12 protein-coding genes are annotated in these 14,493 nt (G+C 38.5%); 11 read left to right on the top strand and 1 reads right to left on the bottom strand.

Going from position 1 to position 14,493, the window contains the following annotated elements:
- Positions 1-45: 45 nt before the first annotated feature.
- From glmU to glmS, 4 genes are all read left to right on the top strand, one after another.
- The gene (glmU, locus tag B0169_RS02995; protein ID WP_077284442.1) at positions 46-1,407 is read left to right on the top strand and encodes a bifunctional UDP-N-acetylglucosamine diphosphorylase/glucosamine-1-phosphate N-acetyltransferase GlmU; all 1,362 of its coding nucleotides are present in this window, start codon (positions 46-48) and stop codon (positions 1,405-1,407) included.
- A gap of 36 nt (positions 1,408-1,443) precedes the next feature.
- On the top strand, positions 1,444-2,181 hold the full coding sequence (locus B0169_RS02990; protein ID WP_158077039.1) for a substrate-binding periplasmic protein: 738 nt from the start codon (positions 1,444-1,446) through the stop codon (positions 2,179-2,181).
- 86 nt (positions 2,182-2,267) lie between these two features.
- On the top strand, positions 2,268-3,029 hold the full coding sequence (locus B0169_RS02985; protein WP_077284440.1) for a DeoR/GlpR family DNA-binding transcription regulator: 762 nt from the start codon (positions 2,268-2,270) through the stop codon (positions 3,027-3,029).
- Between the two features lie 16 nt (positions 3,030-3,045).
- The gene (gene glmS / locus B0169_RS02980; protein ID WP_077284439.1) at positions 3,046-4,878 is read left to right on the top strand and encodes a glutamine--fructose-6-phosphate transaminase (isomerizing); all 1,833 of its coding nucleotides are present in this window, start codon (positions 3,046-3,048) and stop codon (positions 4,876-4,878) included.
- Positions 4,879-5,081: 203 nt separating this feature from the next.
- Here the strand turns inward: glmS and B0169_RS02975 are convergent, their stop codons facing one another.
- On the bottom strand, positions 5,082-6,146 hold the full coding sequence (locus tag B0169_RS02975; protein ID WP_077284438.1) for a hypothetical protein: 1,065 nt from the start codon (positions 6,144-6,146) through the stop codon (positions 5,082-5,084).
- Between the two features lie 368 nt (positions 6,147-6,514).
- On the opposite strand from B0169_RS02975, the gene B0169_RS02970 reads away from it, so the two are divergent.
- The 7 genes from B0169_RS02970 to rbbA all read left to right on the top strand — a co-directional run bounded on the left by B0169_RS02970 (position 6,515) and on the right by rbbA (position 14,492).
- Positions 6,515-7,210 carry a putative porin gene (locus B0169_RS02970; RefSeq protein WP_077284437.1) on the top strand — a complete coding sequence of 232 codons (696 nt, stop codon included), beginning with the start codon at positions 6,515-6,517 and terminating at the stop codon, positions 7,208-7,210.
- A 469-nt stretch (positions 7,211-7,679) separates the two neighbouring features.
- The gene (locus B0169_RS02965) at positions 7,680-7,856 is read left to right on the top strand and encodes a DUF1328 domain-containing protein (RefSeq protein WP_077284436.1); all 177 of its coding nucleotides are present in this window, start codon (positions 7,680-7,682) and stop codon (positions 7,854-7,856) included.
- A gap of 11 nt (positions 7,857-7,867) precedes the next feature.
- Positions 7,868-8,116: a hypothetical protein gene (locus B0169_RS02960; protein ID WP_077284435.1), complete on the top strand. Its 249-nt coding sequence runs from the start codon at positions 7,868-7,870 to the stop codon at positions 8,114-8,116.
- A 390-nt stretch (positions 8,117-8,506) separates the two neighbouring features.
- A complete protein-coding gene (locus tag B0169_RS19430; protein ID WP_143323444.1) occupies positions 8,507-8,887 on the top strand; it encodes a hypothetical protein in 381 nt (126 codons plus the stop codon).
- A gap of 224 nt (positions 8,888-9,111) precedes the next feature.
- Entirely contained in the window at positions 9,112-10,422 is a 1,311-nt protein-coding gene (locus B0169_RS02950; RefSeq protein WP_077284434.1) for a DUF2254 domain-containing protein, read from the top strand.
- A 252-nt stretch (positions 10,423-10,674) separates the two neighbouring features.
- Positions 10,675-11,679, top strand: a complete 1,005-nt coding sequence (locus B0169_RS02945; protein WP_077284433.1) for an HlyD family secretion protein — start codon at positions 10,675-10,677, stop codon at positions 11,677-11,679.
- Entirely contained in the window at positions 11,679-14,492 is a 2,814-nt protein-coding gene (rbbA, locus tag B0169_RS02940) for a ribosome-associated ATPase/putative transporter RbbA (protein ID WP_143323443.1), read from the top strand. The genes B0169_RS02945 and rbbA overlap by 1 nt, the downstream gene beginning before the upstream one ends.
- Position 14,493 lies beyond the last annotated feature (1 nt).

Here is a 14,493-nt window from a genome sequence, read left to right as displayed (position 1 = left end):
CAATGTTGTTATTCATCACCTAATTAAATAAAAAACGGAATTATTATGGCTCTCTCTGTTGTTGTTTTAGCCGCGGGTAAAGGTACTCGCATGCGCTCTTCATTACCTAAAGTACTTCATGCTGTTGCTGATAAACCTATGGTGGCACATGTTATTGATGCTGCACGTCAAGTTGAAGCAACAAACACTTATGTAGTATATGGTTTTGGTGGTGATGTTTTAAAAAGTAAAATTACTGGTGATGATTTAACTTTTGTTGAACAAAAAGAACAGCTTGGTACTGGTCATGCGGTTGATATGGCATCACCATTTTTAACCGATGACGAAGATGTTTTGGTGCTTTATGGTGATGTACCCTTAACGAAAGTGAGTACATTACAGCGTTTAATTGCTGCAAAACCAGAAAATGGTATGGCGTTATTAACGGTGCATTTGGCTAATCCAACAGGTTATGGCCGTATTATGAGGGATAACTCGGGAAAAGTTGTTGGTATTGTTGAACAAAAAGACGCTAATGCCGAACAGTTACTTGTTAACGAAGCCAATACCGGGATTTTGCTCGCCAATGGTGGTGACTTAAAACGTTGGTTATCAAACTTATCCAGTGATAATGCACAGGGTGAATACTATCTAACAGATATTATTGCAGCATGTCACCAAGAAGGTAAGTTAATTACTACCGCTCATCCTGATAGCGAAATTGAAGTGGAAGGTGCTAATAACCGCGTACAATTAGCTGGCTTAGAGCGCGCATATCAATTAAGAAAAGCAGAAGAATTAATGATTGCTGGTGCGACTCTTCGTGATCCAAACCGGGTCGATATTCGCGGTAATGTTGTCGTCGGACAAGAAGTGGTTATTGATATAAATTGTATTTTTGAGGGTAATGTTGAAATTGCAGACAATGTTATTATTGGTGCGAACTGTATTCTTAAAAATTGTCGTATTGGCGAAAATGCTGAAATTAAGCCAAATAGTATTATTGAAGATGCCGTTATTGGTGAATTAGCATCTGTTGGTCCTTTTGCGCGTATTCGTCCAGGCTCAGAATTAAAGCGTGATGCTCATGTTGGCAACTTTGTCGAAATGAAGAAGTCGACTTTAGGTGAAGGAGCAAAAGCGGGTCATTTATCTTATTTAGGAGATGCTGAAATTGGCCCTAAAGCTAATATCGGTGCCGGTACTATCACGTGTAATTACGATGGCGTAAATAAATCAAAAACCATTATTGGTAAAGGGGCTTTTATTGGCTCAAATGCCTCATTAGTGGCGCCGGTAACCATTGGTGAAATGGCAACCACAGCAGCAGGCTCTGTTATTGTAAAAAATGTTCCTGATAATGAGTTAAGTGTCGCTCGAGGTAAACAACGTAATATTCCTGGTTGGCAGCGTCCTATTAAAAAATAGCGGATAAATATTATGCACTTAAGCCGGGTAGTGGTTATGTTTTTGTTAGTATTTTTACTAATAATTAACGCTGCTCGGGCTGAAAATGTATTAACTGCGGTAGCTGCTGAGCACAAAATGCTGCAGTATACAGAAAGTGGTGAAGTACATGGCCCTAGCGCTGAAATATTTAAATTATTACTGAAAAACAGTCAGCTGAACGCAACTCTTGAGTTCTTTCCATGGTCTAGAGCATACCAAACGGCTTTAAATAGAGAGAATACACTTATTCTTAGCATGGTGCGCACAAAAGAACGTGAGCATAAGTTTCATTGGTTAATTAAAGTCAGTGACCTAGTTCGAGGTTTTATGTCATTAAAATCTCACCCTGACAATCAGATCACTGACATAGCCGATGCTAAAACAAAAGTTATTGCGGTGTTACGTGGGAGTTATAGTTACCACTCTTTAATTAATTTAGGCTTCAGTAAAAAAAATAATATTTATGAAGTAGCATCGTTAGAACATGCTATTGAACTGTTTTTGTCTGGCAAGGTCGATTTAATTTATACGGATCCCAATGTATTAAATAATCATCTGATTAAACAACAACAAAACCCGCAAGCATTAATTTCGGTGCATATTTTACCGCAAACTCGGCGCGAAAGTTATATCGCCAGCAATATCAACACAAGCGCTAGCATATTAAAAAAATTGAAATCAGCGGCATATAAATTACAGGCGGATCCAGATTATCAATACTATTTGGCGTATAAGCCTCTAATTAAAGAGTAATACTAGATAAATATTGTTTTTATTTTCAGCTTTTGTTTTAATAGCTAAGTTTTAAATCGAAACTTTTTAAGAGTAAAACGAAAGCAATGTCAAAACGAAATACCCAGCAACGCCGCCATACTATTATTGCAGAATTAAGTAATTTAGGTGAAGTGAGTGTTGATAGACTCGCAAAAATGTTTGATACCTCAGAAGTTACCATTCGAAAGGACTTAGCCGTATTAGAGAATAGTGGTTTACTACTACGACGATATGGTGGTGCGGTACCTTTACCTAATGAAATAATCGAACCTAAAACAGAGAAAGTTTCGAAACGAAAGATAATTATAGCAAAAACTGCAGCATCACTTATCCGAGATCATAATCGTATTATTCTAGATAGTGGTAGTACAACATCAGCTTTAGTTCGTGAGCTCAGTGTTAAGCAAGGCTTGGTTGTGATGACCAATTCGCTTGCCATCGCTTCTGATTTACATGCATTAGAAAATGAACCGACATTATTGATGACCGGTGGTACTTGGGATCCTCATTCAGAATCATTCCAAGGGCAAGTGGCAGAAAGTGTTTTACGCTCATATGATTTTGATCAGCTATTTATTGGTGCCGATGGCATTGATTTAGCTCGTGGTACAACAACATTTAATGAATTATTGGGCTTAAGTCGGGTTATGGCTGAAGTGTCGCGTGAAGTTATTGTCATGCTAGATTCAGAAAAACTTAATAGAAAAATCCCCAATTTAGAGTTGCCTTGGGGTAAAATTCACACGTTGATTACAGATGCTGATATGCCTGAAAACGTGCGAAATGAAATAATTAAACAGGGCGTTAACCTCGTTATTGCCAGTTAAAAAAGGATAGATAAATATGTGTGGAATTGTTGGTGCTGTCGCACAACGTGATGTAGCAGACATTTTAGTAGAAGGCTTAAAACGATTAGAATATCGTGGTTATGACTCTGCAGGTGTCGCGATTGTTGATAATAACAATCAACTTAATCGTGCTCGTCGTTTAGGTAAAGTACAAGAACTTGCTGATGCCTTACAAGCTAACCCAATATCTGGTGGTACAGGCATTGCCCATACTCGTTGGGCAACACATGGCGCGCCAAGCGAAATTAATGCTCACCCACATATTTCATCAGAAACTATTGCTGTAGTACACAATGGTATTATCGAAAATCATGATGAATTACGTACACGTTTGCAAGCCTTAGGCTATGTATTCACTTCAGAAACAGATACAGAAGTTATCGCACATTTAGTTCATCATGAGCTTAAAACGGCTGATAGTTTATTAAATGCTGTACAAATTACAGCTAAGCAATTAGAAGGTGCTTACGGTACTGTTGTTGTTGATACACGCGATAAAGACCGAGTGATTGTAGCCCGTTCAGGTAGCCCATTAGTTATTGGTTATGGCGTAGGTGAAAACTTTATCGCCTCTGATATGTTGGCACTATTACCGGTAACGCGTAAGTTTTCATTTTTAGAAGAAGGTGACGTAGCAGAGGTTACCCGCTTTGAAGTGAATATTTTTGATGCAGACGGCCATTCGGTTGAGCGTGAGGCGAAAGAGTCAGAAGTTAGTCATGATAGCGGTGACAAAGGTGAATACCGTCATTACATGTTAAAAGAAACTTACGAACAGCCAACCGCTATTCGTAATGCCTTAGAAGGTCGTTTAGTGGGTAATGTACTCGATATTCAAACCTTTGGTGATGGTGCTGACGCTATCTTTCAAGAAATTGAACATGTACAAATTATTGCCTGTGGTACCAGTTACCATTCAGGTATGGTGGCACGTTACTGGTTAGAAGCCCTAGCAGGTGTTTCATGTAATATTGAAATTGCCAGCGAGTTTAGATATCGCCAATCACATGTACCTAAAAATGCATTGTTAGTCACTATTTCACAATCGGGTGAAACTGCTGATACCCTCGCAGCTTTGCGTTTAGCTAAAGAGATAGGCTACCGCGCTAGCTTAACTATTTGTAATGTGGCGGGCTCTTCATTGGTGCGCGAATCGGATCTTGCTTTTATGACTAAAGCAGGTGCCGAAATTGGTGTAGCGTCAACCAAAGCCTTTACAACTCAACTTGTTGGTTTATTGATGATGACCTTAGCTATTGGTCAGCATCACGGTATGGCACAAGAAAAACAAGATGAAATTGCAAAATCTTTAATGGCTTTACCAAATAAGCTTGAAGAAGTATTAGCACTTGCGGGCTCTATTGAAGACCTAGCTGAAGATTTTGCTGATAAGCATCACGCATTGTTTTTAGGTCGCGGTGATCAATACCCTATCGCAATGGAAGGTGCATTGAAGTTGAAAGAAATTTCATATATTCATGCAGAAGCCTATGCTGCAGGCGAGCTTAAGCACGGTCCATTAGCGCTAATTGATGCTGAAATGCCGGTTATTGTAGTAGCGCCAAAAAATGATTTAATTGAAAAATTAAAATCCAATGTCGAAGAAGTACGTGCCCGTGGTGGATTGATGTATGTATTTGCTGATGCCAGTGCCAACTTTAGCAGCGATGACACCATGAAGGTTATCAATGTGCCGCATTGTGACGATATTATTGCACCCATCGTATATACCTTACCGTTACAACTATTGTCGTACTATGTAGCAATAATCAAAGGGACTGATGTTGACCAGCCTCGTAACTTAGCTAAATCAGTGACTGTCGAATAAGTTGATGATAAAACTGAATTTTTTGTGATTTTACAAAAATCTTCATACTCTTCAGGTTTGAGTTATTCTGAATTCATCAGAGTAACTCAAACCTATTAATGAAAATTTTCTTGTTCCTGCCCTCCAAAACAATCGTCGAGCTTATTAAACCGGTCATCATTTAGTTGAAATTAAACAGTAATGAATTTTAGTCCGACCTTTTGTCAATCATTGTTCATACTTTTTTGCCAATGATAAAAGTCTGTTTCAAAATTACTATACTCTTCCTGAAATATTTTATAAGACTCACCAGCAGAGAATGCTGAACAGGGATTTATTTGTTCATTTTTCATAAAAGAGACTAATGATTCTAATCTTTTATTATCACCATACATAAAAGCAATCCATGCCCAGCTACTGTAGTAAAGGTGCTGCACATTTAAACTAGACCATTGTTGAGAGTCGAAAAATTGCATTATAGGGTACGGCTCTTTTTTTAATTGTTTTTTATAAAAAACAATTTCAACTTTTCCTTCTTTTACGATCATATCCTCATAAAACTCTGCCATTCCCTCACTAAACATACGTGGTGTTCTACCTATTATATGAGCACTAAGGGCATGTGATGTTTCGTGAATAGCCGTTTTTAATGCCTTATCATCTGATTGTTGATAATCAACAAAAGCCAAGTTCAATCCGCCGAAATACACACCAATTGTTGTATCTAAATTGCTAGAAAAAAAGGCGGTGTCATTCAAGTAATCAGATCTCTCTAGCGATATTATTAAGTTTACGTTTATTTCGCGTTTAGCCGATTTTCCTAATAGTCCGATATATTCTTGATGTAAAAATTTAATTCTTTCGATTAATTCTTTTTCAAAATATGTTGTCATCTGAACCGCGTAGACATTCAATTCAAGGTAATCACTAACCTTGTAGTAGAAGTGCTGATATTGCTGATTTAAGCTATTGATTGTTTCTTTAAGTAGAGGCTTATAACTAGCGCGTTTCTCATCAGTGTTACATGTATTATCATCAAAATAATCTTGCCCAGGATAAACATGTTCAACCGCGTATGTTTCATATTTTACGTTATTTATTTGGCTTTTAGCTTTTTTTGATGGCTTGGGTATGATGTTTTTTGGGGTGGGTGGTTTAACCTTAGTTGGCTCTTTTACAGCTTTTTGTAATGATTGTATTTCGTTATCGGGAACCGACTTCATTATTAAGAATGTCACAACAGCAAGGAGGAAGTAATTTATCCAGTTTTTATTTTTTTTATTTGCCATAACTTATTACAATTTAATTCCTGAATTCAAGAGTTAGTGATTAACCAAAAAATTACAATCATACTGTCCCTGACAGCTTTATAACTTATCATTATTCAGCTGAAATTAAGTAAATATATTTATACTTTCAGCTATACCTAAAGCGGTTTTTTTATCACTTCAGTGAAGCAAAATAATTAATGTTAATTAGAGCAATAACAAACTGTCCGTTACTTAGTTGAACTACTAAGGTTTTCGTATTATAGTGCGCAGCAAATGGACTTCTATATTCATAGTTGAATATTTTTAAACGACTTTTCTCGATTATTGCCGTGTCTATTTATTTCTTCTTATTGATTACAATTTTAAATATATAAAGGATATATATAATGAAAAAAAGTACATTACTGCTTGGTTTATCTTTACTTTCTTCTTCTGTTCTAGCTAACACTTATAATAACCAAGTAGACTTTAACTACCTAAATGTAGATGATTTTAATGTCATCAATCTGGAAGGTACGCACTATTTTGATAGCGTTACTACCAATAATACAGCATGGGCTGAAGCGGCCTTTATGGGTAGAAATAACAGTGTAACTGCTGGTTATACTAATTTTGATAGCGATGCTTACTCACTAGCATTAGGCGGTGACTACTATCATGAAAACATTTTTGTCGGGGTCGACTTTTCTTTCGTTGATGTTGATAACAGTGCTAACGAAAAAAACCTTGTGGTAGAGCTAGGTTATTTCTTTGCTGAAAACTGGTTGGTATCTGTGTCTGGTTCTGATGCTGGCTTATCAAACTCTTTAGCATTGAACACTAAATATATTGCAACATTATCTGACGGTGCATTCTTAAACTTTGAAGCATCATACCTTAATGACCATGACGACTTTACTGCTACTGCTGACTATTACTGGACAGCTAGATCAAGTGTAGGTCTTAACCTTTCAACTGAAGATGGTTATGATTTTGGAGTTCGTGCTCAGCACTTTTTCTCTCCAACTATTTCGGCACGAGTTGAATATATCGCCTTATCTAATGACGATGCCGTATCTGTTGGCATAACAGGTCGCTTTTAATTTTTAGCAATTAATGGTTCTGCCAATAAGGAGGAATTATTCCTCCTTATTTTTGCTAAAATAGCTTGATTATCAGAAGATTAATACTAGGTTAACCTGAACTCTGGATAACGAGTGTTTGATATTCAAGTGAATTAAAAGCTTAGGTTAAGTTAGTCTGTCTAGTGCTTTAATCTCAATAGTTTTCACCACCTCTATACCTTATCGGCATCATTCTATCTCCAGCTTCTGGTACTTTTTCTACCTGTTAACGAGGTAATTTAGCGTTTTTAGCATGACTAAATTATACGGAAAGTACTACACACCTAGTCTGTAAATATTTCACTTAACGGCTCGCTTGTGAATATTAAAAAATATAAAAAATAAATTAATATTTAATTATCAATCGTTTATGTTTTATTTTCTCATTGGCATGAATAACGCATTAAGTGAACTGTAGTTTAAAACTTAATGAACAAAGGGGAATATTATGTTGAATTGGGCACTCACTTTTTTAGTTGTCGCTATTATTGCCGCAATATTCGGCTTTAGTGGCATTGCAGGCGCAGCAGCGGGTATTGCTAAAATTATCTTTTTTATCTTTGTTGTATTACTCGTTATTTCATTAATTGCTAATGCCATTCGTGGTAAATCACCAAAAATTTAAGGAAAAATATTATGACTTTTATTAAAAAACTATCAATCACAATGATTACTTTTGTTGCAATCCTTGGCTTAACAGCCTGTAGCGACGATAAAGCAGAAAATGCCGGTGAGAAAGTAGATGAAATGGTACATGACGCTGGCAATGCACTTGAAGATGCTGGTGATAAAGTCGGTGATATGGCTGATGATGCTGGCAACGCAGTAGAAGATGCCTGTGAGAAGGTTAAAGAAGGGGTAAATGCTGAAGACAGCGATTGTTAGTCTATAGCTCATAAGCCGATACAAAGCCTACATAGGTTTTAGTAAATATTGCATTCTCCCTTAATTAATTGGCTATAAATTAAGGGGGAATATTTACGTTAATACTAAATCGTTGTCACTTGAACTTTATGTTATTCATCGTATTAAACAATGAAATCAGTACAAGCTCATCGTTAAATAAACAGAATTTTATAATGTGTTAAGGTAGGTGGGTACTTACTTTTTAGTTGTTGAACTACGACTTCCATATTAAAACGCTGTTTTCATATGGAAGATTTGGCGTAGTAGCGAGTATTGTGAAAATTAGCTTATTTACTTTGTTGTATTGTTGGGTGTTTTATTAACGTCAATACAGCTTGTGATAAATCACCAAAATTTAGGGAAAAACAGATGACTTTAATTAAAAAATTATCAACTAGCGCTATTACACTTGTGGCCGTACTTGGGTTAACAGCTTGTAGCGAAGAAAAAGCAGAAACTGCCGGTGAAAAAGTAGATGAAATGGTTCACGAGGCAGGTAAAGCGGCGGAAAAAACGGGAGATAAAGTCGATGATATGGTCGACAGTGCCGGAAATAAGCTTAGTGAAATTAAAGATGACGCAAGCGAAAAATTAGGCAAAATGAAAGAAGATGCTGGCAATAAGCTAGATGAGATTAAAGACAGCGCCACTAGCAAGTTTAAAGATATGAAAAAAGACGCGGGTAACGCGGTTGAAGACGCTTGTGAAAAGGTAAAAGAAGGCGTTGAAGCTAAAGACGACGATTGTTAATTATTATTGACCATTACTAAATGATAAAAGGCCTACTAAGGCCTTTTTTTATCACTTATTTTAATTTTATGGGAAATTGTTTAGCTACTGCTAGTAATACCAAGGCTAATAAGTTTTTTAGCTCTTAGCACTTACCTGCGGTTTGAGAACACAAACCCTTTTTATGAATATAGCTATTTTTTATAAATGAAATTTATTAGCACTGGCATAAGTAGGTACAAGTTATGAATAATAAATTAGCTCCTCTTATCGAAAAAACTCAGTCCAGCTTTTGGTTTGTACCTAGCTTAATGATTATATTGTCTTTTTTATTAGCAGCTATCACTCTCTACATTGATATTACCCATACCCAAGAAAATAAAGGCGCTATTGGCTTTTTGTATGCAACAAACGTTGATGCTGTACGTTCACTATTAGGTACGATAGCGGGTGCAATGATCACAGTCACCAGTATTGCCTTTTCAATTACCATTGTCGTTTTAACGCTGGCTTCCTCACAGTTTGGCCCACGTTTAATGCGAAATTTTATGATGGATAAAGGGACTCAAATAGTCTTAGGTACGTTTATTGCGACATTTTTGTTCTGCATCGTAATATTTTGTGCACTTAGCTTTAAGGCTCCGTATGATTTTAAGCCAGGTATAACCATAACGGTTGCTATTGTGATGACCTGTTTTAGCGTTTGTACTCTAGTTTACTTTATTCATCATGTTGCGATGTCAATTCAAGCTGATGTGGTGATTGATGATGTTTATTGCGAGTTACAGCACAATATCGCAAAACTATTTCCTAGCGCGAAAAATAAAAATACAACTGAGGCGAACACTTCACCAGTGAAAAAAAATAGTCACCTGGTTGAGTTTGATGTCATGGCGCCGTTTAGTGGTTATTTGCAACTTATTGATAAAGAAAGTTTACTGAAATTAGCAGCACAGTCGCATTGCGTTATACAGCTACACTTTTCAGCCGGTGACTTTATTGTTGAAAAAACTAAAATAGCTACTGTTTATGCTAGTAGCCTCGCAGAACAAGATATTAGTAATGATATTGAGCAACATCTTATTTATGGCTCATGTCGAACGCCAGTTCAAGATCCTGAATTTGCTGTACATCAATTAGTTGAAATAGCATTAAGAGCGTTATCGCCAGGCATAAATGATCCCTACACGGCTATTACCTGCATAGATAAGTTGTCTGCAGTACTCTGTGGTTTAACTGATAAAACCTTTCCCCAGAAAAAAATGTTGTCTGGTGGCGTACTCTGTTTAATCTGTAAAGAGTTAACTTTTACTGATATTGCTAAAGCGGCTTTTGATCAAATCAGGCAGCAATGTCAAAACAACCTTGCGGTTACTATCAAAATGCTTGATGCCTTGCATGTGTTGTTGGGGCAAACAACAACGGATGAGCAACATAACTTTGTGTTAACGCAAACTGAGATGATTTCACAGCAACAAGCCAAGGAATGCATGAGTGATCATGACAGGGGCGAATTAATACAAAGAATCGAAAAAATAACATGTAAAAATAATTAATCCTGAGCGACTTTTTTTATCCGCAGCTTTAGTATTCATTAACATGAAAATTAATGCTACTAGAGAACTTTTACTTGAGTTTGTCAATATTAGAAAAATCATAGGCTTAAAGTAAAAATAACGGCACTAAAATTAATTAATTTCCCCACCTAGCCTTAAAGCACTTTATTGATCTAACTCATATTTATTTACAATGATGGTGGTATTGTATCAAGAGGAACATTACTTTTTTAACCTTTGGAGCTACACCTCATGACGATAAAATCAACGCTAACATCACTCAGTAAAATAGTTGCCTTGATCGTAGTAGCTGGAGGTGGTTGGTATTTTTGGCAAAACCAGCAAGCAGAAAAACTCGCTAATCAGCTGCCCGACAGTGTTGTTTATGGTAATGGTCGTATTGAAGCGACAGAATATGATATAGCGACAAAACTACCCGGTCGGTTAGTGAAAGTTTTAGCGCAGGAAGGCGATATGGTCGAAATGGACCAAGCTTTGGCGGTGATTGATACCGATGATTTAAATGCGCAATTGCGTGAGGCAAATGCGGGATTACGTGAAGTCATTGAGTCGCGCAAATATGCATTGGCTATTGTCGACCAACACAAAAGTGAATTGGCGCTAGCAGAAGCAGAATTACGCCGCACTTTAGAGTTGGCAAAACAAGGGCATGTTTCTAAAGAAAATGTAGATAAGCAGCGCACGGTATCTACCTCAGCGCAAGCAGCCTTAAGAGCAGCTAATGTGAAAGTTGTGCAGTCTGACGCGGGTATTGAAGCCGCTCATGCACGTATTGAGCGTTTGCAAAGCAATATTGCTGACAGCACACTCCAAGCCCCGATTAATGGCAGAATATTATATCGTTTAGCTGAGCCTGGTGAAGTCTTAGGCAGTGGTGGCAAAGTTTTCTCATTACTGGACCTGACCGATGTTTACATGAGTATTTACTTACCCACCTCTGAAGCCGGTAAAGTTACCATTGGCTCAGAAGCTCGTATTGTTTTAGATGCTATTCCGCAATATATATTACCCGCGAAAGTCTCCTTTGTGTCTGCGCAAGCACAGTTCACCCCTAAATCAGTAGAAACCCGAGACGAGCGCGATAAATTAATGTTTCGTGTCAAAGTTAAACTTGACCCTCAGTTGCTTAAAGAACATATCGCACAAGTTAAAACCGGCGTACCTGGGCTGGCTTATGTTTTATTAGCACCAGAAAAAACATGGCCAGAAAAGTTACAGGTCAGAGTGCCTGAATAATGTCTGATATGTCCGATCACAGTAAAGTGAGTGAGCTTACCCAGGCTGCTAGTGTCGTCAACATCAGCAAAGTAACGCATCGCTACGGTGATAATTTTGCCCTTGATGATATTAATTTAGCTTTACCTGCGAGCAGTATGGTGGGGTTGATTGGCCCTGATGGTGTTGGTAAATCTAGCCTGTTAGCCCTTATTGCAGGCGCTCGCGCGGTTCAACAAGGTGAAATAGAGGTTTTAGCGGGCAATATGCGCGATAGCCGTTTTCGAACTGCGGTTTCACCACGGATTGCTTATATGCCACAAGGGTTAGGTAAGAACCTGTATCCAACCTTGTCTGTTTTTGAAAATATCGACTTTTTTGGTCGGCTGTTTGGCCAAGAAAAGAAAGAACGTCAACACCGTATTAAAGACTTACTCAAAAGCACTGGACTAGAAGCCTTCGCTGATCGTCCGGCAGAGAAGCTTTCCGGCGGCATGAAACAAAAACTCGGTTTGTGCTGTGCATTGATTCATGATCCTGAGTTATTAATTCTAGATGAACCTACCACTGGTGTAGACCCACTCTCTCGTCGTCAATTTTGGCAATTAATTGATCGTATTCGTCGCCGTCAAAAAAATATGAGCGTATTGGTTGCCACCGCTTATATGGAAGAAGCGGACGATTTTGATTGGCTGGTTGCAATGGATGACGGCAAGGTGATCGGCACGGGTAGTCCAAGTGAAATAAAGCTTAAAACTGGACAAAAAACACTTGATGAAGCTTTTATTTCTTTGTTGCCGGAAGAAAAACGCCATGATCACCAGGTGCTTGTTGTGCCTCCTCGCCAGCAAAATTCAGCCACTGCTGAAGCTGCGATCACTGCAACTGAACTGACCAAAAGCTTTGGTGATTTTACCGCGGTTAATAACGTCAGTTTAAGTATTGAACGTGGGGAAATTTTTGGCTTTTTAGGCTCAAATGGTTGCGGAAAAACCACTACCATGAAAATGCTCACTGGCTTACAACCCGCCAGCAGCGGAGAAGCTAAATTATTTGGTGAAAAAGTTGATGCTAATAATATTGAAACCCGCAAGCGTGTTGGCTTTATGTCGCAAGCCTTTTCGCTTTATAACGAACTTACCGTGCAACAGAACATGGTTTTGCATGCACGGTTATTTCATTTACCGCATGAGCAAACAGCAGCCCGTGTTAAAGTATTAATTAGCCGTTTTAATCTTGATAAATACCGTGACGACTTCCCTGAAGATTTACCGCTAGGTATTCGTCAACGGTTATCGCTTGCAGTAGCGGTAGTACATAACCCTGAAATGCTTATTCTTGATGAGCCAACCTCGGGGGTTGATCCCGTCGCACGTGATGACTTTTGGCAGCTGCTCATTGAGTTATCTCGCGAACAAGGCGTGACCATTTTTATCTCGACCCATTTTATGGATGAAGCTGCACGCTGTGACCGTATTTCATTAATGCACGCAGGGAAAATACTCTCTAGCGATACGCCCACGGCACTGTGTGAAAAACGTGGTGTTGAGACCTTAGAAGACGCTTTTATCGCTTATTTAGAAGAAGCAGTAGCCGAATCGTCTTCATCAACTTCAAGCTCAGTATCAGCAGAAGCGCTAGTCTCGGATGGTGAACAAGATACGCAACTTATAAGCTCAAAGACGGATAAAAAAACCGCCAATAGCACTTTTAGTTTACTGCGATTATTTGGTTATGCTTATCGTGAAACTTTGGAATTATGGCGCGATCCCATTCGACTAACGTTCGCCTTGCTCGGCTCAATTATCCTGATGTTCATTTTAGGTTATGGTATTACTTTCGATGTTGAAGACCTAAGTTTTGCGGTGATGGATCAAGACCAAACTCCTGAGAGCCGTGACTATATTCAAAATATGGCCGGCTCGCGTTACTTTATTCAAAAAGACGATATTAAAAGCCCTGCTGAACTCGACCGCCGTATGCGCAGCGGCGAAATAAGTGTTGCGGTTGAAATACCACCAAACTTTGGTCAGCAATTAAAACGTAACAGAAAACCAGAAATAGTGGTTTGGATTGATGGTGCCATGCCATTTCGGGCCGAAACCATCAAAGGTTATGTCACAGGCACCTATTACGCTTATCTAACCGATTTATCCCTTCGTACTTATGGCGTAGTGCCAAACTTAGTACCTGCCGATATCGCATCACGTTATCGCTATAACCAAGACTTTAAAAGTATCGAGGCTATGGTGCCGGCGGTGATACCGTTATTGTTGGTTTTTATACCGGCGATATTAATGGCGCTCGGTGTTGTACGGGAAAAAGAATTAGGTTCAATCACTAATTTGTATGTAACGCCCGTTACCCGACTAGAGTTTGTTATCGGTAAACAGCTGCCTTATATTTTAGTTAGTATGATCAGTTTTTTCGGTTTGGTCGGCTTAGCAATAACGGTGTTTGGTGTGCCGCTTAAAGGCAGCTTATGGGCCTTGAGTGTTGCGGCGTTGTTGTACGTAACCACCACTACCGGTGTCGGACTGTTAATTTCTGCTTTCACAAAAACTCAAATATCAGCCTTGGCTGCAACGACAGTAGTCGTTTTGATGATAGCGGTTAATTTCTGTGGCCTCATTGATCCGGTTTCTTCTTTAGAAGGCTTTGGCGCGATTATTGGTAAATTGTTTCCAACCACTTATTTTCTTGAAGCGTGCCGCGGTGTTTTCAACAAAGCACTTAACTTTTCTGACTTATCACCGCAGCTATTGCCCCTGTTAGCTTTTATTCCTGTGCTGACATTAGCCAGTGTTTTTTTACTTCCAAAGCAGGATAAATAGC

The organism is Cognaticolwellia aestuarii (assembly GCF_002000025.1).
In the GTDB taxonomy this organism is placed as follows: Bacteria; Pseudomonadota; Gammaproteobacteria; order Enterobacterales; family Alteromonadaceae; genus Cognaticolwellia; species Cognaticolwellia aestuarii.
This window is presented reverse-complemented; position numbering and strand designations above follow the sequence as displayed.